This is a genomic window from Falsiroseomonas sp., assembly GCF_051860665.1.
GTDB lineage: Bacteria > Pseudomonadota > Alphaproteobacteria > Acetobacterales > Acetobacteraceae > Falsiroseomonas.
Window position 1 is genome coordinate 21479 of the sequence record NZ_JBHYDM010000005.1, and the last position, 26010, is coordinate 47488.

Below are 26010 nucleotides of genomic sequence, written 5' to 3' on the forward strand. Positions count from 1 at the left end.
CCTATAGCGAGGCCGCGGGGTCGATCCGCACCACGTAGCTGCGCCAGTCGGCGCGGGTGGCAATGCGCTCATACAGCGCGATGGCCGCGGTATCGGCCTCCGGCACGATCCAGCGCAGATGGCTCCAGCCCCGCGTCTGGCCCTCCGCCACCGCGGCGCCGATCAGGGCGCGGGCGATGCCGCGGCCGCGTGCCTCTGGTCGCACGAAGAGATCGTCCAGCATGCCGCAGTGACGCGCGAAGACCACCTCGGGCAGGTCGAAGAGAATGGCGAAGCCGAGCGGCACGCCGGCGGCATCCTCCGCCAGCAGCACCTCGGCCGCCGGATGCGCGGCCAGCAGCGCCGCCTGGGCCTCCGGCGCCGCGGTGGCGGCGCCTGCGAGCACGTCGCGCATCTCGGCGGCATAAAGCGCCAGCAGCGGCGCCAGGCGATGGCGCTGGTCGCGCGGCAGGGCGGTGATGCGGTGGGTCATGCGAGGGGCCCTTGGACGCGAAAAGGGCGCCGCCCGCATGCGGACGACGCCCTTTCGCCGGGATGGCAGTCAGGCTTAGGAAGCGGCCTCGGGCGTCGCGGCCGGCGCCTCGCCGGCGGCAGCGGCAGCCGCGGCGGCCTTCTTCGCGGCGCGCGTCGCGGCACCCTTGCGGGCGGCCTCCGAGCGGGCGGAGGAGGCGGCCTTGGCGGCGGCGCTCGGCGCCGCCTTGCGCGGCGCGGCGGCCTTCTTCGGCGCAGCCTTCTTCGGGGCGGCGGCCTTCTTCGGCGCGGCCTTCTTGGCAGCCGGCTTCTTGGCGGCGGCGGCCTTCTTCGGCGCGGCCTTCTTCGCGGCCGGCTTCTTGGCGGCGGCGGGCTTCTTCGCGGCCGGCTTCTTCGCCGTCTTGCGGGCGGCGGCCATCGCCATCGGCTGGGCGCGCGGCGCGGCCTCTTCCGTCGCGATCGTCTCGTTGATGTCGGTCATGTTGGTCAGGATCTCCGCTTCGTTCCGGTGATTGGTGTTCCGCTGGTGCTGGCGGGGCTGCCCGGCTTGCACCGCGCCACACCCCACAAAGTCAGGTTGGAACGTGCGGTTCCGCGGCCGGCACGAATCCCGTATCGCGCCGTGCCACGTCGTGCCGCCGTCCGTCTCACGCCGGCGCCGGTGGAAGGTGCCCGCGTCGCGGCGCCCTGCCGCATCGCGATACGCGCGGCGCAATGCCGCGCGACGCCTTCCCCGACCACTCTCCCGCCGCAAGACGGCATCACGGTGGCGCCTTGTGGCGACGCCGGGGTGATGTCCTGCGGCGGTGCGGGACGCGGCGTGCGATGCACGATCCTCTGCCCCACGAGCCTGCGGTCCATGGACCGATCCTTCCTGCTGCGCACCTCGCTGTCGCGCTGCGCAGCATCCTGTCGCGGAAGTGGGGCGGCGGGCGCTGCGCGAATCGCGTCAAGCGATGCGTGCATCGTCACGCTATCCGTGTGTGCAACCTGCCTGTCAAACGGAATCGCACGAAAGCGGTGCAGGCTTGTGCATCCGCTGTGCACGAAGCGCGGCGCGCGATGCGTCCCGGGCGCTTCGGAGAGCACGGCGCGCCGGCTGGAACCGGCGCGCCGAATTGCATTAACCCCTTGCTGCGAGAGGCGGGACCGCACGCTGCTCGACGCCGGTATAGTGCGACAGCGGGCGGATCAGCCGGTTGTCGGCGGCCTGTTCGAAGACATGCGCCGCCCAGCCGGTGATGCGCGAGCAGACGAAGATCGGCGTGAACATCGGGATGTCGAATCCCATCAGGTAGTAGGCGGGGCCTGCCGGGAAATCGAGGTTGGGGTGGATGTTCTTGCGCTTCAGCATCTGCGCCGCCAGCACGCGGCTGGTCTCCATCCAGCGCCGGTCGCCCACCACCTCTGCCATCTTCTCGGCGTATTTGGTCATGGTGGGCACCCGCGAGTCACCGCTCTTGTAGACGCGGTGGCCGAAGCCCATCACCAGGGCGCGATGGTCGAACTTGCCTTCCAGCCAGTCCACCGCCGCCTCCGGCGAGCCGACTTCCTTCAGCATATGCATCACCGCCTCGTTGGCGCCGCCATGCAGCGGCCCCTTCAGGGCGGCGATGCCGGCGGTGATGGCGCCGTGGATATCCGCCCCGGTCGAGGTCACCGTCCGCGCCGTGAAGGTGGAGGCGTTGAAGGTGTGCTCGGCGTAAAGGATCATCGAGACGTCGAAGGACTTGATAACCTCCGGCTGCGGCACCTTGCCGAAGACCAGGTGGAAGAAGTTCTCGCAGTACGGCAAGGCCGGATCGGGCTCGATCGGCTCCAGCCCCTTGGACAGGCGGTTGGCGGCGGCGACCGCCGTCGGCGCCTTGGCGAAAAGCCGCATCGCCTTGCGCCGCTGCGCGGCGTCGGAGACATCGGCCGCCTCCGGATCCTCCATGCCCATGAAGGACACGGCGGTGCGGATGGCGTCCATCGGGTGGGCGTCCTTCGGGAAGTCCCGCAGCACGCGCAGCAGCGCCGGCGAAAGCGCGCGGTTCGCCCTCTCCTCCGCCCGGAAGGCCTCAAGCTGCGCCGCGGTCGGAAGTTCCCCGTTCCACAGCAGATATGCGACCTGCTCGAAGTCGGTCTCCTCGCAGAGGTCCTGCACGGCATAGCCGCGATAGGTCAGGCTATTGGTCTCCGGCATCACCTTGGAGATGGCGGAGACATCGGCGTAGACGCCGACGAGGCCCTTGTAGAGGGTGGGTTCGGTCATTGGGTTTCTCCGTGTTTCGGCGTGGGGAGCGGCCGGCGGTGCCGCCCGCTCCCGTCCTGCTGGCCCGCGGGTTTCAGAAGATGCCCGGCTTCGCTTCGGCCAGCGTCCCCGCCGGCAGCACCAGGTTCAGCCCGCCCAGCTGCTCCGCCGTCAGCTTCGGCAGGTCCTGCACCAGTTCGAGGAAACGGTTCTGCTCCCGCGTGGTGATGATGCCCTCGGTCAGGGTGCGGAACTTGTGGATATACTGCTCCCGCCCGAAGGGGCGGGCGCCGTTCGGATGGGCGTTCGCGACGCCGAGCTCATCCACCAGCTTCGTGCCGTCCTTCATGAGGATCTCGACGCGGCCGCCGAAGGCCAGCACCTCGGGGTCGCGCGAATGGTACTTCGCGGTCCACTCCGGATCCTCGGTGGTCTCGATCTTGTGCCAGAGGCGGACGGTATCGGCCCGGCCGGCGCGCTTCGGCGCGTAGCTGTCCACATGGTGCCAGCGCCCGTCCTGCAGGGCGACGGCGAAGATGTACATGATGGAATGGTCCAGCGTCTCCCGGCTCGCCTTCGGGTCCATCTTCTGCGGGTCGTTGGCGCCGGTGCCGATCACATAGTGGGTGTGGTGGCTGGTATGGATGATGATCTTCTCGATCGCCTCCATATCGGCGATCTGCTCCCGCATCCGGAAGGCCAGGTCGATCAGCGCCTGGGACTGGTACTCGGCCGAGTGCTCCTTGGTGTAGCTGTCCAGGATCGCCCGCTTGCCCTCGCCGGCCTCGGGCAGCGGCACCTCGTAGTAGATGGGGTCGTAGACCGTCTTGCGGCCCTTGCTGTCGGCCTGGGTGCGGCCCGACAGCACCCAGGCGATGACCGAATCCTCCCCCTCATAGATCGGGCTCGGCGCACCCTCGCCGCGCATGCAGCGGTCCACCGCCTCCACCGCCAGCTTGCCGGCATGCGCCGGCGCATAGGCCTTCCAGGAGGAGATCTCGCCCTTGCGCGACTGGCGGAAGCTCACGGAGGTGTGGAGGGCCTGCTGAATCGATTGAAAGACCACCTCCTGCTTCAGGCCGAGCAGCGTGCCGATGCCGGCCGCCGCCGCGGGGCAGAGATGGGCGATGTGGTCCACCTTGTGTTCGTGCAGGCAGATCGCCTTCACCAGGTTGATGTGCAGCTCATAGGCCGTCGCCAGGCCCCTCACGAGGTCGCGGCCGGACCGCCCCATGGCCTGCGCCACCGCCAGCACGGGCGGGATATTGTCGCCCGGGTGGGAATAGTCGGCGGCCAGGAAGGTGTCGTGCATATCGAGCTCGCGCACCGCCGTACCATTCGCCCAGGCCGCCCATTCGGGGGAGACGGTGGTGCCGGACTTCACGCCGAAGACGGTCGCGCCGCCGGCCTTCTTCGCATGGCCCAGCGCCATGCCGCGGGCGGAGACGACGGGGCGGCGGTTGATGGCGGCGATCGCCACGCTGGCATTGTCGATGATCCGGTTGATGATCATCGCCGTCGTGTCCTTCGGCACCGCCACCTTGTCGGTCGCGACCGCGGCCATCTTCCAGGCCAGCTGATCCTCGCGCGCCAGCAGCGCCTTGGAGGGATGCACCTTCACAGGATGCAGTTTCATGTTTGGCTTCCTCGATCTGCCGTGGAGAAAATGGGCCGGCGGTTCTTGTGGACCGCATGCGCCTCATCGTCCATTCCGATTGGCGTGGCAACGCGATAGGCTTTCCGGATCGCGTGAGGCTGAAGGCACATGGATTTCCGTCTGGTCCGCCGCCTCGGCCATTTCCTGGCCGTCGCCGAGGAAGGGCATTTCGGGCGCGCCGCCGCGCGGCTCGGCATCTCCCAGCCACCGCTCACGGCGCAGATCCAGGCGCTGGAGCGGGAGCTGGGCGTGCTGCTGCTGGCGCGCACCGGCAAGGGCGTGCGCCCGACCCGCGCCGGAGAGGCGCTGCTGCCGCTGGCGCGACGCCTGGCCGAAGGCGCCGGCCAGGTGGAGCAGCTCGCCCGCGAATTGCGCGAGGGTCGCCATGCGCCGGTCGCACTCGCCTGCGTCACCTCCGCGCTCTTCGACTATCTCCCGCCGCTGGTGCGCGGCCTGCAGGCGGCGCGCCCCTCCTCGGCCATCGCGGTGCGGGAGATGGACACGGCCGATGCGGTGGAGGCGCTGCGCCGGGGCGAGGTGGACCTCGCGCTGCTCCGCCTCGACAGGGACCGCCACCCGCTGCGCCTGCGCAGCCTGGGGCGGGACGTGCTGGCGGCCGCGCTGCCGGAGGCGCATCGCCTGGCCGCCGGCACGGGACCCCTGGACCTTTCGGAACTCGCGGATGAGCCGATGCTGGTGCTGCCGCGCGCCATCAGCCCCGCCTATTCGGATGCCATGGTCGCCGCCTGCCGCGCCGCCGGCTTCGCGCCGCGCGCGGAGCGGGAGGTGGGCTCCGCCATGGCGCAGCTCGGCTTCGTCGCGGCGGGACTCGGCGTGGCGCTCGTCTCGGCCGGCATGGCGCGGCTGCGGCCGCCCGGAGTCGCCTTCCGGGCCCTCGCCGGCCCGATCCATGCGGTGGGCGTGGCACTCGCCTGGCATGCGGAGCGGGAGAGCGAGGCGGTGCGCCTGGCGCTGTCCCTGGCCGAAACGCTGTTCCCAACGCCCATGGAGGCGCAACAACCCGTCGCGCCGGCGCTTGCCCCGGCAGACAAAGCCGGACGGATGCGCTAACCCCCGCACATGGATCTCTCCCCCGACCAGGTCAGGGCAGCCCGCGCGGCGGGTTGCGCCTTCATCCCCGCCACCGAAGATCAGGTGGCCCGTCTCACCATGCAGCGGCGCATCTTCCGCCTCGACGGCGTGCCGCATCTGGCCCAGCGCGCCGATAGCGGCTTCTACGAGACGCATGGCACGCTGACGCCGCTGCTCGGCGCCGCGGCCGGCGAGGTGGCGGCGCCGCCGGCGGAGACGCTGCAGGAAGCCGAGGCAGCCGATGCCTCCGCCACCCTGGCGCTGGCGGCCGAGAGCCGCGGCGGGCGCGGCGCGCAGGTGATCCGGCGCGGCCGGCCGCGCGGCCCGCGCGGCGGCTGAACGGCGGGGCCGCAGGCCCCGCTTTGCCTGGCGAAACACCCCGGCGCCGGCGGGCGCCGGTTGCCGGCGGGGCGTCAACTCTATTGCGAATGACTCGCACTTGCGGTAGCAAGCTTGTGACACTTCCCGATGAGTCCTCGCATGACCCAGACCGCCCTTGCGCCCCTGGACACGCCCGCGCCGCCGCTGCCCCCCGCGACGGTGCCGAGCACCGAGCTGCTGCGCGGCGCGCGTGAGCTGCTGATCCAGCATCATGGCGACACCTACCGCCTGCGCCTGACCAGCAACGACAAGCTCATCCTGACGAAGTAGTCGCCCCCCCCCCCCGCCGAGCCAGCCACGCGTGCCAGCCCCCCCGTGACAGCCAGCCAGGCCAACCGCCCTCAACCGGAGCGTCCTCATGGCTGACCGCCGCCTGGCCCACGCGTCGCTGACCGCCGCCATCCTCGCCCTCGCCGCCGCGCCGGCCTCCGCCCAACAGGCGACCCAGCCGGCGGCGACAGGCACCACCGCCGTCACGCCGCTCGATGCGGTGACCACCACCGCCACCCGCACCCGCGCCGTCTCCGGCGATGTCGCCGCCCCGGTGACGGTGGTGGGGCGGGAGGAGATCGAGCGCCGCGACGCGCGCAGCGTGGTGGACCTGATCCAGGACATCCCCGGCGTCGAATCCTCCGGCGCGCCGCGCACCACGGCGCTGCAGCCGATCATCCGCGGCCTGGGGGATGAGCGCATCGTGCTGCGCACGGATGGCGCGCGGAACAACTTCAACGCAGGCCATCGCGGCCGCACCTTCGTGGATCCGGACCTGCTGCGCCAGGTCGAGGTGCTGCGCGGCCCGGCCTCCACGCTCTATGGCTCGGGCGCCTTGGGCGGCGCCATCTCGCTGCGGACCATCGAGGTCGATGACATTCTCCAGCCCGGCGCGGCTTTCGGCGGCACGCTCGGCGCCGGCTGGCAGAGCCAGGGCAGCGGGCCGCGCGGCAGCCTGGCGCTCGGCGCCCGCGCCGGCGATTTCTCCCTCCTCGGCGCCATCGCCGGCTTCACCAACAACAATTTCGAGGACGGCGCGGGCAATACCATTCCCTATACTGGGGACAATGCCACCTCGCTCCTCGGCAAGCTGAGCTGGAACCCCGGCCACCACCGCTTCCAGCTCTCGGCGCTGCGCTTCCGCGACGACCACCAGATCCCGATCTCGGCCAATACCGCGACCACCACCGGCATCACCGACCGCGACACGGTCTCGGAAAACCTGTCCTTCCGCTGGTCCTATGACGACCCGGCCCTGCCGCTGTTCAACCCGCAGGTCGTGCTCTACCGCACCCATGTCGACCTGACGGAGCAGCGCCTGACCGGCGCCCGCGTGCGCGATCGGACGGAGCTGACAACGGTCGGCATCGATGCCCAGAACACCTCCCGCTTCGGCCTCGGCCCGACGCGCCACGCCCTGACCTTCGGCACGGAGATCTACCGAGACGAGCAGGAAGGCCGCGCCAATGGCGTGGACCGGCCGCAATTCCCCTCCGCCCAGCAATCCATCACCGCCTTCTTCGTGCAGGATGAGATCGGCCTCGGCGCCTTCACCCTGACCCCTGGCGTGCGCCTGGACCGCTTCGAGCAGGAAAGCCCGGACGGGCGGAACGACCGCAACTCCGAACGCGCCTCCCCCCGCGTCTCGCTCGCCTGGCAGGTCACCCCCTGGCTGCAGCCCTATGTCAGCTATGCCGAGGGCTTTCGGGCCCCCTCGCTGACCGAGCTCTATGTCGGCGGGCAGCACTTCCCGGGCAACAACTTCGTGGCCAACCCGAACCTGCGGCCGGAGGTTTCGCGCAACAAGGAAGTGGGGGCGAATCTCCGCTTCTCCGACGTGCTGCAGGGCGGCGACCGGCTGCGCATCCGCGTCGCGGCCTTCCGCAACGACGTGGACGACTTCATCGAGCAGACCGTGCTGCGCACCACCACCGTGACCGCCAATGTGGCCGAGGCGCGGATCGAGGGTGTGGAGGCGGAGGCGCAGTATGATGCCGGCCTCTGGTATGCCGGCATCGGCGCGGCGGCGCTGAAGGGCGACAACCGCGTCACCGACCAGCCGCTGGCCTCCATCCCGGCGCATCGCGTCACCCTCTCCGGCGGCTATCGCTTCCTGGAGCACGGCGTGGTGGTCGGCGGCCGCATCACCGCGACGGCGGAACAGGACCGCGCGCCGAATGTGGCGGGGGTCGCGCAGCAGACCAGCGGCTACGGCCTGCTCGACCTGCATGCCTCCTGGACGCCGAACTTCGCCCAGAATGTCCGGCTCTCGCTCGCCATCGACAATGTCTTCGACCATGCCTACCGCCGGTCCAACTGGAACAGCGACCCCTCCCCGCCCTTCTACGATGTGGGCCGCAATATCCGCGGCGCGCTGCGCGTCAGCTTCTGATCCGAGGAGTGAACCCAAGATGCCCAGCCTGAACGAACGCCATGCGGAGCTGCTGAAGTCGGGCCCGGTGCGGGCCCGCGACGCGGCGCAGCGCCTCGGCACCACGGAAGCCGCGCTGGTCGCCTGCGGCGCCACCGGCACAGTGACCGCGCTGAAGCCGGAATGGGGCGCGCTGTTCGGCGCCCTGCCGCGCCTCGGCCGGATCATGGCGCTGACCCGCAACGAGAATGCGGTGCATGAGCGGCATGGCGCCTTCCAGGACGTCTCCTCCGGCCCCGGCCATATCCTGGTGCTCGGCCCGGATATCGACCTGCGCCTCTTCCCCGGCCGCTGGGCGCATGCCTATGCGCTGGGCGGCGAGCGTCCCTCGATCCAGATCTTCGACAAGGACGGCACGGCGGTCCACAAGGTCTTCGCCACGGAGGAGACGGACCGCGCCGCCTGGGATGCGCTGGTCGAGGAATTCACCACGCCGCTCGCCGCCCTGCCGCCGATGACGCCGCCCGAGCCCACGGCGCCCGCCGCCGAGACCCCGGTCGACCAGGCGAAGTTCCGCGCGGAATGGCTGGCGCTGCAGGATACGCACGACTTCGTCACCCTGCTGCGCCGCCACAAGGCCAGCCGCCGCCAGGCTTTCAGGCTCGTCGGCGAGGACCTGGCCTTGCGTCTGCCGCCCAGCGCCGCCGCGGCCACGCTGCAGCGCGCGGCGAGCGCCGAGGTGCCGATCATGGTCTTCGTCGGCAATCGCAGCGCCATCCAGATCCATACCGGCCCGGTCACCCGGCTGCGCGCCACGCCGGGCTGGTTCAACGTGCTGGACCCGATCTTCAACCTGCATCTGCGCGAGGCGGGCGTCGCCGAGGCCTGGCGCGTGGTGAAGCCGACCGCGGATGGCGAGGTCACCTCGATCGAGCTGCTGGACGAGGCCGGCGAGACCATCGCCATGATCTTCGGCGCCCGCAAGCCGGGCCAGCCGGAGCGCGAGGACTGGCGCGCGGTGGTCGCCGAGGTTTCGGGCACGCCCTGGCCCTCGGACCGCGCCGCGTGATGCGTCGCCGCGCGCTGCTCGGGCTGGCGGCCACGCTGCCCCTCGCCGGCACGGCGCGGGCGGCGGCCGGCCGCCTCGTCACCGTCGGCGGCGCGGTGACGGAGACGGTCTTCGCGCTCGGCGCCGGCGGCCAGGTGGTGGCGGTGGACAGCACCAGCCTCTTCCCCGCTCCGGCGCGGTCGCTACAGCAGGTCGGCTATCTCCGGTCCCTGGCGCCGGAGGGGCTGATCTCGCTGAACCCGGACCTGCTGCTGCTCTCCGACGAGGCCGGGCCGCCGCAGGCCATCGCCGTGCTGCGCGCGGCCGGTGCGCCGGTCTCGCTGATCCCCGATGGCGCGGGTGCGGCGGCGGTGCGGCGCAAGATCACGACCATCGCCCAGGCGCTCGGCCAGGATGGCAGCACGCTGGCGGAGGCGGTCGGCGCGGACTGGGCCGCGCTGGATGCGCCGATCGCCGCGCTGCGGCCGCTGCGCGCGCTCTTCGTGCTCTCCGCCGCGCGCGGCGCGCCGCTGGTCTCGGGCCGCGGCACCCATGCGGATGTGATGCTGGCATCCGCGGGCGCCGAGAATTGCGTCCGCGATTTCGCCGGCTACCGCCCGCTCTCGGCCGAGGCCGCGGCGCAGCTGGCACCGGAGGTCATCGTGATGATGGACCATGCGCTGACCGAGGCCGGCGGCGTCGATTCCCTGCTGCGCGCCACCGCCCTCGCCGTCACGCCGGCTGCCGCCAGCCGCCGCGTGATCGCGCTCGATGGCGCCTATCTGCTGAATTTCGGCCCGCGCGCGGCGCATGCGCGGCGCGACCTGGCCGCACGGCTGCATCCTGGCGCCGCCCTGCCGCAGCTGCCCGCGCGGCCCTGGGTGTGATGCACATCGCCCGCATCGCCCCGCCGCCGCGTGCCGCCGACCGCACCGCCCTGGTGCTGGCGGGCGGCGTGCTGCTGTTGCTGGCGGCCATGGCGGCGGGCGTGCTGCTGGGCCCGGCGCGGATTTCGGCGGGCGGGCTCGGCGCCGTGCTGGCGGATTGGCTGGGCCTGGCGCCGCTGCCGGCCGAATTCCGGCGCGATGCCGCGGTGCTCGGCGTCATCCGCCTGCCGCGCGTGCTGATGGCCGCGCTGGTCGGCGCCGGCCTGGGCGCCGCGGGCGCGGCCATGCAGGGTCTGTTCCGCAATCCGCTGGCCGATCCGGGCCTGATCGGCGTCTCGGCCGGCGCGGCGCTGGCGGCCGTCGCCGCCATCGTCTTCGGCGCCACCGTCTTCGGCGTGGCCGCCGGCGCGCTGGGCCTGTGGATGCTGCCGCTCGCCGCCTTCCTCGGCGGGCTGGGGGCGACGCTGCTGATGGCGCGCCTCGGCAGCATCGGCGGCGTCACCGGCGTGGCGACGCTGCTGCTGGCCGGCGTCGCGGTGAATGCCCTGGCCGGCGCGCTGACCGGGCTGCTGATCTTCACGGCGGATGACCGCCAGGTGCGCGACATCACCTTCTGGACCCTGGGCAGCCTGGCCGGCTCGCGCTGGGACCAGGTGCCGGTGGTCGCCGCCCTGGTGGGGCTGCCGACGCTCGGGCTGATCGCCCTGGCCCGCCCCCTGGATGCGCTGCTGCTGGGCGAGGCGGAGGCCTTCCATCTCGGCCATCGGGTGGAGGTCCTGAAGCGCGTGGCGGTGACGCTGGCGGCGATTGCCGTCGCGGCGGGCGTCGCCTTCACCGGGCTGATCGGCTTCGTCGGCCTGGTGGTGCCGCATCTGCTGCGGCTGGCCTTCGGCTCCGGCCACCGGCTGGTGCTGCCGGGCTCCGCCCTGCTCGGTGGGGCGCTGCTGGTGCTGGCGGATCTCGCCGCACGCAGCCTGGCGGCGCCGGCCGAGCTGCCGGTGGGCGTGGTCACCGCCTTGCTCGGCGCGCCCTTCTTCCTGTGGCTGCTGCGTCGCGCCGCAGGCGCGCGAGCATGACCGGGTCCGGCGCATGATCGCGGCGGAGCGAATCGGCTTCCGCGCCGGCGGGCGCGCGCTGCTGACCGATGTGTCGCTGGAACTGCGCCCGGGCGAGGTGCTGGTGCTGGCCGGGCCGAACGGCGCCGGCAAGTCCACCCTGCTGAAGATCCTGGCCGGCGAACAAGGGCCCGGCGCCGGCACGGCGAGCCTGGAAGGCCGGAGACTGGCCGCCTGGCATCCGCGCGCCCTGGCGCGGCGCCGCGCCGTGCTGGGCCAGCATGTGGGCGTGGCCTTCCCGATGCAGGCGCGTGCCGTGGTGGCGCTGGGGCGCCTGCCCTGGCATGGCGCGCCGGCCCAGACCGCGCGGGACGAGGAGGCCATCGCGGCGGCCCTGGCCGAGGCCGATGTCACCCATCTGGCCGGGCGCGACCACGCCACCCTCTCCGGCGGGGAGCGCCAGCGGGTGCATCTGGCCCGCGCCCTGGCGCAGCTGGATGGCGCTTCCATGCCGGCGGCGCTGATGCTGGACGAGCCCACGGCCAGCCTGGATGCCGGCCACCGCGCGGCGCTGCTGCGCCTGCTGAAGCGCCTGGCCGGGCGGGGCCTGGCGGTGCTGGTGGTGCTGCACGACCTGCAGGAGGCCGCCTTCGTCGCGGACCGGGTGGCGCTGCTGGAGAAGGGCCGGCTGATTGCCTGCGGCCCGCCGGAGGAGGCGCTGCACACCGAGTTGCTGGAGCGCGTCTATGGCCTTCCCTTCCGGCATATGCCGGGGCTGGGCCCGATTCCGCTGCTGGGCGCCGAAGGTGCGTTGACGCCGGGCTAAGGGTTACGCCAGGGTCGTCGCGCGGGGGTTGAACAGGGCGCGGGGTTCCGGGTGGCAGTGGCGGCGTATCGGGCTTTTTCCACGACCCGCCTGGCTGCCCTCGCCTTGGCCTGGGGCCTGCCCGCCCAGGTCCCGGCCCAGGCTCAGGCTCAGGTCCAGCCGCCACCGCCACAGCCCGGGCTGATCGAGCGCGTCGCCCCCGCCCCTGCCCCCAGCCTCGGCCCCGCCTTGCTGCCGCCGGAGCCGGAGGCCGTCACCGGCCCCGGCGCCACCCGCCGCCTGCCGCTCGGCGCCGTGCGCATCCGCGGCCATACCGCGCTGCCCGAAGCCGCGCTGCGGCCCGAAGGGCTCGCCCAACGCAGCGTGACGCTGGCGGAGATCGAGGCGGCGCGGCTGGCCGTGCTCGGTGCCTATCGCGCCGCCGGCTTCGCCTATGTCGCGGTCGGCGCCAGCCTGGTGGCCGGGGCGGAGGGCCAGGTGGACCTGCTGCTGACGGTCACCGAGGGCTTCGTGGCCGAGGTGGCTTTGGAGGGCGAGATCGGCCCCGCGGCGCGCCAGGTGCGGCGCTTCCTGGACCCGCTGATCGGCCAGCGCCCCCTGCCCCATGCCGCGCTGGAACGCGCCCTGCTGCTGGCCGGCGATATCCCCGGCGTCACCGCCCGCGGCTTGCTGCGGCCGATCGAGGGCGAGCCCGGCGCCTTGCAGCTGCTGGTGCGGCTGGAACGCGCGCCGCTCTCCGGCTTCGCCAGCCTGGACAATCGCGGCAATACCGCGACCGGCGCCTGGCAGGGGCTTCTGGTCGGCCAGCTGAACGCCGTCACCCGCTTCGGCGAGCGCAGCGAGGTGGCGCTGTTCCAGTCCGACCAGCACGGCCAGAGCTTCGGGCAGTTCAGCCACGAGGTCTTCCTTGGCGGCTCCGGCCTGCGGCTGCGCGGCTTTGCCGGCGCCGGCCGCGCCGCGCCGGGGGGGGCGCTGGCCGCGCTGGGCTATGCCGGGGAGACACGGGTGGCAGGCCTCTCCCTGGCCCAGCCCCTGATCCGGTCCCGCCCGCGCAACCTGACGCTCACCGCCCAGCTCGACGCCTTCGAAAGCCTGGTGCGGCTGCGCCCCGGCGAGGGCGCGCCGCGGGAGCAGGCGAGCCGGGATGCGGTGCGCGCCCTGCGGCTGGGGCTGGAGGGCGAGGCGCGGGATGCCCTTCTCGGCTTCGCCCCCGCCGCCGCCGTCAGCTCCGCCAGCTTGCGCCTGCATCGGGGCCTCGAGGTTTTCGGCGCCAGCACCGGCAGCCATGGCACCAGCGCGCGGCTGGGCAGCGATTTCGGCTTCTTTCGCCTGGCGGCCGAAGCCTCCCGCCTGCAGCCGCTATTCCAGCCGGCGGAGGGCTGGGTGCTGTCCCTCTACGGCGCCGGCGCGATCCAATGGGCGGATGATGCCCTGCCGCCGGCGGAGAAATTCTACCTGGGCGGCAACCGGCTGGGCCGCGGCTTCTTCGCCGGGCAGATCGCCGGCGACCGCGCCATCGCCGGCAGCCTGGAATTGCAGGCCGCGACCCAGGTCACGCCCCCCTGGTCGGCCGATCCGCTGGGCCTGGTGCTCTACCTGTTCCGCGACGAGGGCCGCGCCGCGGACAATGCGAGCGATGCCGGCGCGCGGCGGCTGGCCTCCTGGGGTGGCGGGCTTCGGCTGCAGCTTTCGGAGCGGGCGCAGATCGAGCTCGAAGGCGTGAACCGCATCACGCGCCGGCCCGAGGGGGCCGGGGTGCGTGAATTGGAGGAGGGGGCGGTGTTGTCCCGGCTGCTGCTCCGGTTCTAAACCCCTCTTGTATCCAAGATTGGATATCCAGGAAGGGGTTCGCATGCAGGGCATTCTCAGCGATCTGCGAGTGGTCGAGGTCTCGGCCTTCATCGCGGCACCGATCGGCGGCATGACGCTGGCGCAGATGGGCGCGGAGGTGATCCGCATCGACCCGATCGGCGGCAATATCGACTATCGCCGCTGGCCCCTGGCCCCGACGGGCACCTCGCTCTACTGGACCGGTCTGAACAAGTCGAAGCGCAGCGTGGCGCTGGCGCTGCACAAGCCGGAGGGGCGCGAGATCGCCCGCGCGCTGATCTGCGCGCCCGGCGAAGGCAAGGGAATCCTGCTGACCAACCTGCCCGCCAGCGGCTGGATGAGTTTTGGCGAGCTGTCGAAGCACCGCGAGGACCTCATCATGATGCGCCTGACGGGCAATCATGATGGCTCCGGCGCCGTGGACTACACCGTGAATTGCGCCAGCGGTTTTCCGACCGCGACGGGCACGGGCGGTGAGCCCGTCAACCATGTGCTGCCGGCCTGGGACATCGCCGCGGGCCTCTACCTCTCCACCGGGCTGCTCGCCGCCGAACGCGCCCGCCGGCGGGACGGCCAGGGGCGGGAGGTGACGCTGGCGCTGTCCGACGTGATGCTCGCCTCGGTGGCGACCCTTGGCTATGTCGCCGATGTCCAGGTGAACAACAGCGTGCGCCCGCCCATGGGCAATGACCTCTACGGCGCCTGGGGCCGCGACTTCCCGACGAAGGACGGCCGCCGCGTGATGGTCTGCGCCATCTCCAACCGGCAATGGGCCGCGGTCGGCAAGGCCACGGGCCTTTCCGAAAAAATCGCCATGATCGGGCCGATGCTGGATGTCGACCTGAACGACGAGGGCGGCCGCTTCGAGGCGCGCCACGCCATCAATGCGGTGCTGGCCCCCTGGTTCGCGAAGCATACGCTCGCCGAGATCGGCGAGGCCTTCGCCGGCACCGGCGTGCTCTGGGGCCCCTACCAGGATTTCGGCCAGCTCGTGCGCGAGGATGCGCGGTGTTCGACCGCCAATCCGATGTTCTCGCGGATTTCCCAGCAGGGCGTCGGCGAGATCCTGGCGCCGGCCGTGCCGCTGGGTTTTGCCGAACGCGCGCCGGCCGCGCCGGCGCCGCGCCTGGGCGAGGATACCGACCGGGTGCTGGCGGAAGTGCTCGGCCTCACCACCTCCGCCATCGGCAAGCTGCATGACGCCGGCACCATCGCCGGCCCCCAGGAGTAAGGCGCATGGACCAGATCGCAGGCAACCTCACCACCACGCGCGACCTGCTCACCCGCGCCGCCGCCGGCCTTGCCGCCGCGGAACGCCTGCATGAGGAAACGCGCCGCGCCATCGCCGGCCTGCTGGCGCCGGCCGGCAAGGTGCGCGCCGACCTGCTGGAGCGGCACCAGCTCGCCGGCCATGGCCTGGCCTGGCAGGCCACCTATGTGGCGGCGCTGCGGGAGACGCTGGCCTGGGCGCAGCGGCTGGACGCGGCCGGCCGCTTCGGCGCGGTCGAACAGGCCATCCTGCATCTGGGCTTTGCCGAATACCTGGCGCAGCTCTCGGGCGGCATCCCGATGAGCCAGTCCGAAATCATCCGCCCCGCCGATATGGGCGTGCCGCCGGAAGCCGTGGCCCGCTACATGGCCGAGCCGGCGCTGGCCACGCTGTCCGACCTGCCGGCGCTGGACGCCGCGCGCCGCCTGCTGGCCGAGGCCGCGACGGAGGACAATCACGGCGCCGACTTCCTGCAGGACGAATTGCTGGAGGCGACCCAGGCCGAGTTCCTGCGATTTGCCGCCGCGGAGATCGCGCCTTACGCCCAGGACTGGCACCGCCGCGACGTGCTGATCCCGCTGCCGACGGTGCAAAAACTGGCGGAGATGGGCGTGTTTGGCCTGACCGTGCCGGAGGAGCATGGCGGCCTCGGCCTCGGCAAGGTGGCGATGTGCCTGGTCTCCGAGGCGCTTTCGGGGGCGTATCTCGGCGTCGGCTCGCTCGGCACCCGCTCGGAGATTGCCGCCGAACTCATCCGCCTCGGCGGCACGCCGGAGCAACAGGCAAAATTCCTGCCCGGCATTGCCTCGGGGGAAATCCTGCCGACCGCCGTGTTCACCGAGCCCGATACCGGCTCCGACCTCGGCAGTCTGCGGACGCGTGCCGTCCGCGAGGGCGACGTCTTCAAGGTGTACGGGGCAAAAACCTGGATCACCCATGGCGCGCGCTCCGACCTGATGACGCTGCTGGTCCGCACCGACCCGGAGGCCCCCGGTTACCAGGGCCTGTCGATGCTGCTGGCGGAGAAGCCGCGTGGCACGGACGAGAATCCCTTCCCCGCCGCGGGCATGACGGGGACGGAAATCCCGGTGCTCGGCTATCGCGGCATGAAGGAATACGAGATCACGTTTGATGGTTTCGAAGTCCCCGTCGCCAATCTGCTCGGCGGCGTCGAGGGTCGCGGCTTCAAGCAGCTGATGGAGACGTTTGAAAGCGCCCGCATCCAGACCGCGGCCCGGGCGCTCGGCGTGGCGCGCAATGCCATCGCGCTCGGCGCCGGCTATGCGCGGGACCGCAAGCAGTTCGGCAAGGCGATCCAGCATTTCCCGCGCGTCTACGGCAAGCTCGGCTTCATGGTGGCGGAGACCATGATGGCGCGGCAGCTCACCTATTTCGCCGCCCGCCAGAAGGATGCCGACCGCCGCTGCGACATCGAGGCCGGCATGGCCAAGCTGCTCGCCGCCCGCGTCGCCTGGTCCAATGCGGATTGTGCGCTGCAGATCCATGGCGGCAACGGCTATGCGGTGGAATACCCGATCAGCCGCGTGCTGTGTGACGCGCGCATCCTGTCCATCTTCGAGGGGGCGGCGGAAATCCAGGCGCAGGTGATCGTGCGCGGCATGCTCGGCCGGATCAACTGAAGGTTTTTGCCAGGCGGAACCCTTGCACCCTCGGCGCGCTGTCTGGGCTCAGCCGAGGGAATGGCAGAGCATGCTTCGATGGGTGATCGTGATCGCGGTGGGTCTGACCGCATTGGCCCTGGTGGCACGGGTGCTGCAGTTCGGGATTTCGCTGGCCCTGATCGGCGTGGCGGCGGTGGCGGGCGTGATTGCGATCGTGATGGGCCTCATCACCTATTCGCAGCGCCGCAACCCGCCTGACGCCAGCTAAGCAGGCACCAATCCGGTGCGGATGGCCGCCAGCTTGGCGGGGTTGCGCACCATATAGATCGCGACGATGCGGCCTTCGTGCCATTCCAGCGCGGTGGTCTGCGGCAGCCCGTCCGCCTCCAGCGTCACGAAGCCCGGCAGCGTATTGATGCGCCCGACATGCAGTGGCGCCGCCTGCCCCGGCCATTTCGCCGCCAGGCCCAGGAAGAAGCGCGCCACGCGATCCGCGCCGGTGATCAGGTTCAGCGCTGAGGACCGCACGCCGCCGCCATCCGTGTGCAGCACCACATCCTCCGCCAGCAGGTCGCGCAGCGGCGCCAGGTCCCCACCGCGGGAGGCGGCGAAGAAGGCGCGCGCGATCCGCGCCGCCTCGGCCTCCGCCACCGCGAAGCGCGGCGCCGGCGTCCCCAGCCGGTCCCGCGCCCGCGTTGCCAGCTTGCGGCAGGCGGGCGCGCTGCGGCCGAGCAGCGTGGCGAGCTCCTCGAAGGGCGTCTCGAAGAGGTCGTGCAGCAGGAACACGGCGCGCTCCGCCGGTGACAGACGTTGCAGCGTCAGCAGGAAGGCGACCGACAGGTCCTGCGCCTGGCCCAGCGCCACCTGCTGCGGCGCCTCCAGGCTCTCGACGATCGGCTCCGGCAGCCAGGGGCCGACATAGGCCTCCCGCCGATGCGCCGCGGATTTCAGGTGGTCGAGGCTGAGCCGCGCCGCGACCTTCAGCAGGAAGGCGCGCGGCGCCTCCACCGCCGCCCGGTCGACCATGGACCAGCGCAGGAAGGTCTCCTGCGCGATATCCTCGGCCTGGGCGCGCGACCCAGTCATGCGATAGGCGAGCCCGACCAGCTCGGGCCGCAGCGGCGCAAAATCCTGGAGCGCGTCCTGCGTCATGCCTTCGGCAGCGGCGGCACGGCGCGGAAGCCGATGGCGAGGCGGTTCCAGCTGTTGATGGCGCAGATCAGCAGGCTGAGCGCTACCTTCTCCGCGTCGCTGAAATGCGGCGCCAGCCCCTCCCAGGCCGGATCCGGCGCGGCGCTGCTGGCGACCAGGGTCAGCGCCTCGGTCCAGGCGAGTGCAGCGCGTTCGCGCGGCGTATAGTGCGGCGCCTCCCGCCAGGCATTCAGCAGGTAGAGGCGCGCCTCCGTCTCGCCGGCCTTGCGGGCGTCGCGCGCATGCATGTCGAGGCAGAAGGCGCAGCCATTGATCTGCGAGGCGCGCATCTTCACCAGCTCCCGCAGGCCGTGGTCCAGCGGGTTGGCGGCGACCGCCTTCTCGAAGGCGAGCATGCCCTTCATGGCTTCGGGGGCGGCGGTGAAATAGTCGAGGCGCGGTGTCATGATCCACTCCATCCTGGTGATCATGCACAGGACGAGGCAGCGGCCCCGGTTGTGACAGGGTGCCGCACCCGCGCGCCCTCTGCTAGGACCGCGGCACGGCAATCTGGAACCGGCATGAGCGGCAAACGGGAACACCCGGCCTGGGGAATCGCGCTCCGGCTGACGGCGACGCTGCTGTTCACCATCATGTCCATGATGGTGCGGCTGGCCTCGGCGGAGGCGCCGCTCGGGCAGATCGTCTTCCACCGCAGCGCCTGGGCGCTGATCCCGGTGGTCGCCTATCTCGCCTGGCGCGGCCAGTTCCCGCGCGGGCTGCGCACGCGCAACCCCTTCAGTCATCTCCGCCGCAGCGCCTATGGCTGCGCCTCCATGTTCTTCTCCTTCCTGGCGCTGTCCAAGCTGCCGCTGGCACTCGCCACCGCGCTCAGCTTCCTGGCGCCGCTGCTGGCGGTGCCGGTCGGTGTCATCGTGCTGCGGGAGAGGCCGAGCTGGCTGGTCGGCGGCGCGGCGCTGCTCGGCTTCGGCGGCGTGCTGCTGATGCTGGCGCCGGCCTTCATCGGGCCGAGACTGGATGCCGCGACGCTGATCGGCGTCGGTGCCGCGCTCGCCGCGGCGGCCACCACGCTGGGCGCCCGGGTGGAGGTGAAGCGGCTGACGGCGACGGAGCTGCCGGGCACCATCGTGCTGTATTTCTCGCTGATCTGCGCGGCGGGCGGGCTGGCGACGCTGCCCTTCGGCTGGGCGTCCCTGCAGGGCCTTTCCTTCGCCTGGCTGGTCGGCGCCGGCATCGCCGGCGGCCTCGCGCATATCTGCATGACGGAGGCGGTGGCCCGCGCGCCGATCTCCCTGCTCGCCCCCTTCGAATACACGGCCCTGCTCTGGGCCGTGCTCTTCGACCTGCTGGTCTTCGGCCTGGTGCCGGCGCTGCCCAGCCTGGCCGGCGCGGTGCTGGTGGTGCTGGCGGCCGTGCTGGTGGTGTTCGCCGACCAGCTGGTCGCCCTGCTGGCGCGGCGCCGGTAGCCCCGGCGGCGCCGCCCTCGGTCAGGCCCGGTAGTCGGCGATCAGCTTCGCGCCATCCGCCCCCGCGCGGGCCACCCATTCATCCGTCATGGTCGCGCTGATGCGGCGGAGGCCTGCGAGGAATTCCTCGGTGGGCGGGACGATCTGCATGCCGCGGGCTCCCAGCGTCGCCTCCGTGCTGCGCTGCGCCTCCGCGCTCAGCTCATAGCCGCGCGCCTCGGCCGCGGCGGCGGCGGTGCGGACCGCGGCCTGGTCGGCGGGCGAGAGCGCCTCCAGCGCGCGGCGGGAAACGAGGACGGCGTTCTTGGTCATGGAGAAGCCGAGCGGCGTGAAGACCTTCGCATAGTCCCAGGCGGCGGTATCCACGCCCGTGGCGGCGGAGGTGATCTGCGCCTGCACCACGCCGGTGGCGAAGGCCTGGGCGAGTTCGGCGGACTGCACCAGCGTGGGCTGCGCGCCGACCAGCGCCGCGAAGCGGTTCGTGGCCGGGCTGAAGGTGCGGAAGCGCAGGCCGCGCAGCCCCTCGATGGTCGGGATCGGGTTCTGCGCATAGAGGCCGGCCGGCGGCCAGGGCACCATATAGAGAAGGGTGAGGCCCTGTCGGGCGATGCGCGCTTCGATATAGGGCTTCTGCAGATCGGCCAGCTTCTTCGCCTGCGGGTAGTTGGTGACCAGCTGCGGAATGGCGTCCGCGTCGAAGAAGACATCCTCGTTCGAATAGGCGGTCAGCAGGATCTCACCCGCCTGCACCTGGCCGGTCTGCACGCCGCGCTTGATCTGCGGCATCGGCAGCAGCGCGCCGTTGGAATGCAGCTGGAAGCCGAGCCGGCCGCTGGTGGCCGCCTCGATCTCCGTCAGCATCTGGCGGATGTTGCGGGTGTGGAAATTGCCATCGGCATAGGGCGTCGCGAATTGCCAGCGCGTCTGCGCGGCGGCCCCGCGACCGAGGGCCGGCATGGCGAGGGCCGCGCCGGCGGCGGCGAGGATCTGGCGGCGTGACGTCATGGTGAAGCTGTCCCCTGGATGTTCATCTCCATGGCGCAAGCATCGCCTTCAACCGGCCGGCTGAGCAACCCCCTTGGGCAGGCGCCGGCTAGAGCGGAAAATCGCGCTCCGGATCGATGCCGGCCGTGGTCAGGAATTTCCGCATCTCCACCACCTCCTCCTTCGACAGGCTGTGGCGCGTCTCGTGGAAGCCCTGGGTATGGCCATTGAGGGAGACCTTCACCTGGCCATGCCCGCCGGCCTTCACCTCCGCGCCCACCGCCTCGAAGACCGCCAGCGCATGCTTCGGGTCGATATTCGCGCTGACCGGATGGGCGAAGAGGGCGTGCAGGACCTTGCGGTGCTGGTGGTTCATGCGGGACTCCTGGCGTTGTTGTCGTGCCGGGCAGTCTCAACCCATGCGGCGCCGGGGTCCTTGACCTGGATCAAAGCCCTTCGGGGCGATGGCCATCGGCGCCTTACGGCGCGGGGCGCGTGCCCATGGCGATGGTGCGCTCATCCATCCGCGGCTCATGCACCAGGCCGCGCCGCGTGGCCCAGGCATTGGTGATGTTGAACAGCGGGATCATCGCCACGTCATCGGTCGCGAGCTTGATCGCCTGCCGCAGCACCGCGGCCCGCTCCTCCAGCGGCAGCAGCGTGGCGGCGCGGTCGGTCAGCGCATCCAGCGCCGGGTTCGAATAGCGCCCGGCATTGGCCGCGCCGCGCTGCGCCGCACGATCGAAGGTGCCGAGCACGCTGATCAGCACGCTGCCCGCCTCTCCGGTGCTGCTGCCCCAGCCGGCCAGGCGGATCGGGAATTCCTGGCGCGCGGCGCGGGCGGAGAAGCTGGTCCAGGGCACCGCCTCCACCGCCGTGCGCACGCCGATGCGGCTCCACATTTGCGCCACCGCCTGGGCGGTGCGGGCGTCGTTCGGATACCGGTCGTTCGGCGTGAAGAGGGTCATGCGGAAACCCTCCGGATAGCCCGCCTCCGCCAGCAGCCGTCGCGCGGCCTCCGGGTCGAAGGCCGGCACCGGAACTTCCGGCGCATGGGTGGTGGTACCGGCCGGCATCCATTGCCCGGCGGGGGCTGCCGCCCCTTCCATCACCCGCTCGGTCAGCGCCTCCCGGTTCACCGAGATGTTCAGCGCGCGGCGCACGCGGAGGTCGTCGAAGGGGTTCACCTCCAGCGGGCGCCCGTCATGGTCCGTGACGAAGGGCAGGCTGCCGCGACGCGACCGGTCCGGCGCGATGAAGATCAGGCGCAGCCCCTGCACCTCCGCGATGGCAACGCGGCTGTCGCGCTTCAGGCGCGCGAGATCGGTCGAGGGCACCTGGTCGATCAGGTCGACATCGCCGGCGAGCAGGGCGGAAACGCGCGCCGTGTCATTCGCCACCACCCGATAGGTCACGCGTTCCCAATGCTGGCGCGGGCCGAACCAGGCGTCGTTGCGCACCAGCTCGAAGCGATCGCCTGCGACGGCGCGGGTGATGCGATAGGGCCCGGTGCCGATGGCGGCGCGGCCCGCATTGAAATCCTCGGTCGTCCGCCCCTCCGCCGCATGCCTGGCGACGATGGCGATGGAGCCGAGCTCCACCGGCAGCAGCGGATGCGGTGCGGCGGTGTGGAAGCGGACCGTGTGGCTGTCCACGACCTCGGTGCGCTGGATGGCGCGCACGAAGGGGCTGAAGCTGGCCGGGCTGTTCGGCACCAGCGGTGGCCGGGCGATGGAGAAGGCCACATCCTCCGCCGTGAAGGGCGTGCCGTCATGCCAGGTGACGCCGCGGCGCAGCCTGAATTCCCAGACCGTGGGCGCGATGGCGTCCCAGGATTCGGCGAGGCCCGGATAGGCCTTCACCTCCGCATCGCGTTCCACCAGCCGGTCGAAGATATGCATGGACAGCGCGAAGTTGGGCGCCGCGTTGTAGAAATGCGGATCCACCGAGGTGGGCGGCGCGCCGGTGGCGACGGTGAGGTTCTGGGCCAGGGCGGCCGAGCTGGCCGCCACGAAAAGCGTCGTCAGAACCCGCAGCCGCATCCTGTCACCCCGCGCTTTCGACGTAGTGCCGCAGTTCCTCGGCCTCATGCACCGCTTCCTCGATCCGCGCCTTCACCAGGTCGCCGATCGAGACCATGCCGGCGAGGCTGCCATCCTCCTCCAGCACCGGCAAGTGACGAACGCGCCGGTCGGTCATCAGCGCCAGCGCCTCCGGGATGCGGGTGCGGGGCGTGACGGTATGCAGGGCGCGGGTCATCAACTGCGCCACGGGCAGGTGCACCGCCTCCGCCCCATGCGTGCCGACGACGCGCACGATATCGCGTTCGCTGACGATGCCGAGCACGTCGCCCCCGGCATCGCGGACCAGCGCGGCACCGATCCGGTTCTGCGCCAGCACCTGCGCCACGTGGCCGACCTCGTCCTGCGCCGCAACCGAGATCACCTCGGCGCCCTTGCGCTTCAGGATGATGGCGATGGTCATGGTTCGATCCTCCCGTTGCGGCCGGGAGCGCCAGGGTGCGCCCGGCCGAGGGGGGGATGGTGGCAGGCAGGCAGGGGCAGGTTCAAGCATTCCGTGTGGCCGCACCCGCGCCGCAAGCCAGCGTTGTGCACTGCCGCATTCAGGCGGCCTCGCTCTCGCTCCCCGTCAGCTGCGTCCTGACCAGCTCCGCAAACCGCCCGCCCAGCGCGACAAGCTCCGAGAAGCTGCCGCGCTCCACCACGCGGCCCTGTTCGAAGACCAGGATCTCCTCGGCATCCCGCACCGTGGACAGGCGATGCGCGATGACGAAGGTGGTGCGGCCGTTCATCAGGGCGCGGAGTGCGCGCTGCACCCGCGCCTCGGTCGCCGCATCCAGCGCGCTGGTCGCCTCGTCCAGGATCAGCACCGGCGGGTCCTTCAGCAGGGCGCGCGCGATGGCCAGGCGTTGCCGCTGGCCGCCCGAGAGCGCGCTGCCTCGCTCGCCCACCAGCGTGTCGTAGCCCTGCGGCTTGGCCATGATGAAGTCATGCGCCTCCGCCATGCGGCAGCAGCGCTCCAGATCCTCCTGCGTCGCATCGGGCCGGCCGATCAGCAGATTGGCGCGGATGGTGCGGTTGAACAGCAGGCTTTCCTGGAACACCACGCCCACGTTGCGGCGCAGGCTGTCCAGCGTCAGGTCGCGCAGGTCATGGCCATCCAGCGTGATGCGCCCCTCCACCGGGTCCCACAGCCGCTGCAGCAGCGCCATGGCGGTGGATTTTCCGGCGCCGGTCTGGCCGACCAGCGCGATGGTGCGGCCGGGCGGCGCATCCATATCCACCTCGCGCAGGATCGGTGGGCCGCCGGGATAGGCGAAGGCCACATTCTCGAAGCGCACCGCGCCCGTCGCCCGCGCCAGCGTCAGCGCATCCGGCTTCTCCGGCACCGAGGAGCGGGCATCCAGCACCGCGAAGAACTCCTCCAGCGATGGCATCTGGAACACGAGGCGCGAGACGAAGCCCACCGCCCCTTCCAGCCGCCCGATCAGCAGGGTGGCGAAGCCCATGAAGGAGACGATCTCGCCCACCGTGGCCTGGCCCTGCACATGCAGGATGGTGCCGAGGACGAAGATGGCGATGACCGTGATGGTGGAGGCCGCCCGCGTCAGCACCGCGACCACCGCCCACCAGGTCAGCACCGGGAACTGGTTGTCCATCACCTGGCGCACGATGTCGCCGAACAGCCGCGCCTCCGAGGCCAGGCGGGAGAAGGACTGCACGACGACGACATTGGACAGCGCATCCTGCGCATTGCCCGCGAGCCGTGTCTGCAGCGTCTCCACCCGGCCCTGCGCGGCCTCCGTCTTCTGGATCACCCAGGCGGAGACCACGGCAAACAGGATCACCAGCCCGATCAGCAGCAGGCCTAGCCGCCAGTTCATGGCCAGCGTCAGCGGCAGCAGGACCACGGCGGCGATGAAGGTGGTCAGGTGCTCGCGGAAGAAGGACAGCCACAGGCCGAACAGATTGTCCGCCCCCACCAGCATCACCTTCATCAGCCGGCCTGATTGCGTATCGCCGTGGAAGGACAGCGGCAGGGACAGCACATGCTCGAAGTAGCGCGCCATGATGGTCAGGCGGTTGCGATGCGCCATGCGGTCGGACAGCAGGGCGACGGCCACATTGGCGCCGATCAGCGAGAGCCCCACCGCGCCCCAGAGCACCAGCAGCGCCAGCGCCTCGGTCCAGAGGTCGGCGGTGCTCATCCGCTCGGAGCGCGACAGCAGGTCGATCACCCGGCCGAAGAGCACCGGCTCCAGGAATTGCAGCCCGGCGAGGGCCAGGGCGGCGAAGCCCAGGCCATAGGCGATCCAGCGATCCGGCCCGAGAAGCTGGAGCACCCGCAGGTAAAGCCGCATGAACTGCATCGACGGGTCCTTCCCTCCCCCGACCCGGCGAGGCGGGCGGAGGCCGCTCCCCTCGTCGCGAAAAACCCTCCGGCTTGCAAGGGGCCGGTCATCTGCGGCAGGAACAGTATGCAAGCGGCAGAGCGGGACAGAAGTTTCCGCAGCCGGTTCACGGAGGAGACTTTCATGACCATCACCCGCCGCGCCGCCCTGGGCGCCGCACTCGCCGCCCCCGCCCTGCTGCCCGGCCTGGCCCGCGCGCAAGGCTGGTCGCCCAGCCGCCCCATCCGCATCGTCGTCGGCTTCCCGCCCGCCGGCACCACCGACATCGCCGCCCGGCTGCTGGCGGAGCCGCTGGGCCGCCGGCTCGGCACCCAGGTGGTGGTGGAGAACCGGCCCGGCGCCGGCGGCAATATCGGCAATGACGTGGTGGCGAAGTCCGAGCCCGATGGCCACACACTGCTGATGCAGACCATCAGCGGCGGCGCCATCAACTATGCCCTCTATGGCGCCCGCATGCCGGTGAAGCCGGAGGATCTGGCGGCGGTCGGGCTGATGCTGCGCGTGCCGAACGCCATCTTCGTCAATCCGCAGGTCCCGGCCCGCACGCTGGCGGAGCTGGTGGCGCTGGCCAAGGCGCGGCCGGGCACGCTGAACCACGGCTCCTCCGGCGCCGGCACCTCCCTGCACATGACGGGCGAGCTGCTGAAGCTGGAGGCGGGCATCGACATGACCCATGTGCCCTTCCGCGGCGCCGGCCCGATGATGCAGGAGATCATCGCCGGCCGCGTCGAGGTGGGCGTGGACAACCTGCCCTCCGTCATCGGCCATCTGCGCGACGGCCGGCTGCGGCCGCTGGCGGTGACCACGAAGGAGCGCACGCCGGCGATGCCGGAGGTGCCGACCACGGCGGAGGCCGGCTTCCCCGGCGTGGAGGCCACCGCCTGGTTCGGTGTGCAGGCCCCGGCCCGCACCCCGGCGCCGATCATCAGGCGCATCTCGGACGAGCTGAACGCCCTGATCCGCGAGCCGGAGATGCAGCGGCGCCTCGCTGACCTCGGCGGCATGCCCCCCAACCTGACGCCCGATGGCGGCACCAGCCCGGAGAGTTTCGACGCATTCGTGAAGGCGGAAATCACCAAATGGGCCGAGGTGGTGCAGCGCTCCGGCGCCCGCGTGGAATAGACCACCTGTGAAGGCGAGCGCGGCGGGCGGACCTTGTGCCGAGCCGTGGCGCCGGCCTAGGCAGGCGGCGATGGGGCCCTCCCGCCGAATCCCGGACGGGCGGCCCCGCAACAGCGGCCC

At 71.6% G+C, this 26010-nt stretch carries 25 protein-coding genes; 14 read left to right on the forward strand and 11 right to left on the reverse strand.

Annotation, left to right across the window (positions count from 1 at the left end; genetic code table 11):
• Window position 1 precedes the first annotated feature (1 nt).
• The 4 genes from ACTIF1_RS06845 to ACTIF1_RS06860 all read right to left on the reverse strand — a co-directional run bounded on the left by ACTIF1_RS06845 (window position 2) and on the right by ACTIF1_RS06860 (window position 4340).
• A complete protein-coding gene (locus tag ACTIF1_RS06845; protein WP_439595643.1) occupies window positions 2-472 on the reverse strand; it encodes a GNAT family N-acetyltransferase in 471 nt (156 codons plus the stop codon).
• 75 nt (window positions 473-547) lie between these two features.
• Complete coding sequence (locus ACTIF1_RS06850) at window positions 548-1186, reverse strand: hypothetical protein (protein WP_439595644.1); 639 nt, start codon at window positions 1184-1186, stop codon at window positions 548-550.
• A gap of 408 nt (window positions 1187-1594) precedes the next feature.
• Complete coding sequence (locus ACTIF1_RS06855) at window positions 1595-2725, reverse strand: bifunctional 2-methylcitrate synthase/citrate synthase (protein ID WP_439595645.1); 1131 nt, start codon at window positions 2723-2725, stop codon at window positions 1595-1597.
• Window positions 2726-2798: 73 nt separating this feature from the next.
• A complete protein-coding gene (locus ACTIF1_RS06860; RefSeq protein ID WP_439595646.1) occupies window positions 2799-4340 on the reverse strand; it encodes an MmgE/PrpD family protein in 1542 nt (513 codons plus the stop codon).
• A gap of 129 nt (window positions 4341-4469) precedes the next feature.
• On the opposite strand from ACTIF1_RS06860, the gene ACTIF1_RS06865 reads away from it, so the two are divergent.
• The 12 genes from ACTIF1_RS06865 (at window position 4470) to ACTIF1_RS06920 (ending at window position 17002) form a co-directional block, all read left to right on the forward strand.
• Window positions 4470-5432 carry a LysR family transcriptional regulator gene (locus tag ACTIF1_RS06865; RefSeq protein ID WP_439595647.1) on the forward strand — a complete coding sequence of 321 codons (963 nt, stop codon included), beginning with the start codon at window positions 4470-4472 and terminating at the stop codon, window positions 5430-5432.
• Between the two features lie 9 nt (window positions 5433-5441).
• Window positions 5442-5792, forward strand: a complete 351-nt coding sequence (locus ACTIF1_RS06870) for a hypothetical protein (RefSeq protein WP_439595648.1) — start codon at window positions 5442-5444, stop codon at window positions 5790-5792.
• 141 nt (window positions 5793-5933) lie between these two features.
• Window positions 5934-6104, forward strand: coding sequence for a hemin uptake protein HemP (hemP, locus tag ACTIF1_RS06875; protein ID WP_439595649.1), 171 nt, complete (start codon window positions 5934-5936; stop codon window positions 6102-6104).
• A gap of 88 nt (window positions 6105-6192) precedes the next feature.
• A complete protein-coding gene (locus ACTIF1_RS06880) occupies window positions 6193-8217 on the forward strand; it encodes a TonB-dependent hemoglobin/transferrin/lactoferrin family receptor (RefSeq protein WP_439595650.1) in 2025 nt (674 codons plus the stop codon).
• Between the two features lie 19 nt (window positions 8218-8236).
• Window positions 8237-9265 (forward strand): hemin-degrading factor, encoded by a 1029-nt coding sequence (locus tag ACTIF1_RS06885; RefSeq protein WP_439595651.1) that lies wholly within the window; start codon window positions 8237-8239, stop codon window positions 9263-9265.
• Entirely contained in the window at window positions 9265-10131 is an 867-nt protein-coding gene (locus ACTIF1_RS06890) for a heme/hemin ABC transporter substrate-binding protein (protein WP_439595885.1), read from the forward strand. The genes ACTIF1_RS06885 and ACTIF1_RS06890 overlap by 1 nt, the downstream gene beginning before the upstream one ends.
• Complete coding sequence (locus ACTIF1_RS06895; protein ID WP_439595652.1) at window positions 10131-11207, forward strand: FecCD family ABC transporter permease; 1077 nt, start codon at window positions 10131-10133, stop codon at window positions 11205-11207. Before ACTIF1_RS06890 ends, ACTIF1_RS06895 begins: the two co-directional genes overlap by 1 nt.
• Window positions 11208-11220: 13 nt before the next feature.
• The gene (locus ACTIF1_RS06900; RefSeq protein ID WP_439595653.1) at window positions 11221-12012 is read left to right on the forward strand and encodes a heme ABC transporter ATP-binding protein; all 792 of its coding nucleotides are present in this window, start codon (window positions 11221-11223) and stop codon (window positions 12010-12012) included.
• A gap of 105 nt (window positions 12013-12117) precedes the next feature.
• A complete protein-coding gene (locus ACTIF1_RS06905) occupies window positions 12118-13821 on the forward strand; it encodes a ShlB/FhaC/HecB family hemolysin secretion/activation protein (protein WP_439595654.1) in 1704 nt (567 codons plus the stop codon).
• A gap of 43 nt (window positions 13822-13864) precedes the next feature.
• On the forward strand, window positions 13865-15073 hold the full coding sequence (locus ACTIF1_RS06910; protein WP_439595655.1) for a CoA transferase: 1209 nt from the start codon (window positions 13865-13867) through the stop codon (window positions 15071-15073).
• Window positions 15074-15078: 5 nt separating this feature from the next.
• Window positions 15079-16752 carry an acyl-CoA dehydrogenase family protein gene (locus tag ACTIF1_RS06915; protein WP_439595656.1) on the forward strand — a complete coding sequence of 558 codons (1674 nt, stop codon included), beginning with the start codon at window positions 15079-15081 and terminating at the stop codon, window positions 16750-16752.
• Between the two features lie 70 nt (window positions 16753-16822).
• Window positions 16823-17002 carry a hypothetical protein gene (locus ACTIF1_RS06920; protein WP_439595657.1) on the forward strand — a complete coding sequence of 60 codons (180 nt, stop codon included), beginning with the start codon at window positions 16823-16825 and terminating at the stop codon, window positions 17000-17002.
• Here the strand turns inward: ACTIF1_RS06920 and sigJ are convergent.
• Both sigJ and ACTIF1_RS06930 read right to left on the reverse strand, forming a co-directional pair.
• The gene (sigJ, locus tag ACTIF1_RS06925; protein ID WP_439595658.1) at window positions 16999-17886 is read right to left on the reverse strand and encodes an RNA polymerase sigma factor SigJ; all 888 of its coding nucleotides are present in this window, start codon (window positions 17884-17886) and stop codon (window positions 16999-17001) included. The two genes, ACTIF1_RS06920 and sigJ, sit on opposite strands and share 4 nt — an antisense overlap.
• On the reverse strand, window positions 17883-18332 hold the full coding sequence (locus ACTIF1_RS06930; protein ID WP_439595659.1) for a carboxymuconolactone decarboxylase family protein: 450 nt from the start codon (window positions 18330-18332) through the stop codon (window positions 17883-17885). The genes sigJ and ACTIF1_RS06930 overlap by 4 nt, the downstream gene beginning before the upstream one ends.
• 114 nt (window positions 18333-18446) lie before the next feature.
• Between ACTIF1_RS06930 and ACTIF1_RS06935 the strand changes: the two genes are divergently transcribed.
• A complete protein-coding gene (locus ACTIF1_RS06935) occupies window positions 18447-19352 on the forward strand; it encodes a DMT family transporter (RefSeq protein WP_439595660.1) in 906 nt (301 codons plus the stop codon).
• A 21-nt stretch (window positions 19353-19373) separates the two neighbouring features.
• Here ACTIF1_RS06935 and ACTIF1_RS06940 read toward each other — a convergent pair whose 3' ends face one another.
• The 5 genes from ACTIF1_RS06940 to ACTIF1_RS06960 all read right to left on the reverse strand — a co-directional run bounded on the left by ACTIF1_RS06940 (window position 19374) and on the right by ACTIF1_RS06960 (window position 24726).
• Window positions 19374-20357 (reverse strand): TRAP transporter substrate-binding protein, encoded by a 984-nt coding sequence (locus ACTIF1_RS06940; RefSeq protein ID WP_439595661.1) that lies wholly within the window; start codon window positions 20355-20357, stop codon window positions 19374-19376.
• Between the two features lie 88 nt (window positions 20358-20445).
• A complete protein-coding gene (locus ACTIF1_RS06945) occupies window positions 20446-20712 on the reverse strand; it encodes a hypothetical protein (protein WP_439595662.1) in 267 nt (88 codons plus the stop codon).
• Window positions 20713-20815: 103 nt separating this feature from the next.
• Entirely contained in the window at window positions 20816-22378 is a 1563-nt protein-coding gene (locus tag ACTIF1_RS06950; protein WP_439595663.1) for an ABC transporter substrate-binding protein, read from the reverse strand.
• Between the two features lie 4 nt (window positions 22379-22382).
• Window positions 22383-22820 carry a CBS domain-containing protein gene (locus ACTIF1_RS06955; protein WP_439595664.1) on the reverse strand — a complete coding sequence of 146 codons (438 nt, stop codon included), beginning with the start codon at window positions 22818-22820 and terminating at the stop codon, window positions 22383-22385.
• Between the two features lie 139 nt (window positions 22821-22959).
• Window positions 22960-24726, reverse strand: coding sequence for a glucan ABC transporter ATP-binding protein/ permease (locus ACTIF1_RS06960; protein ID WP_439595665.1), 1767 nt, complete (start codon window positions 24724-24726; stop codon window positions 22960-22962).
• 165 nt (window positions 24727-24891) lie between these two features.
• On the opposite strand from ACTIF1_RS06960, the gene ACTIF1_RS06965 reads away from it, so the two are divergent.
• Window positions 24892-25890 (forward strand): Bug family tripartite tricarboxylate transporter substrate binding protein, encoded by a 999-nt coding sequence (locus tag ACTIF1_RS06965; RefSeq protein ID WP_439595666.1) that lies wholly within the window; start codon window positions 24892-24894, stop codon window positions 25888-25890.
• The last annotated feature ends 120 nt before the right edge of the window (window positions 25891-26010 follow it).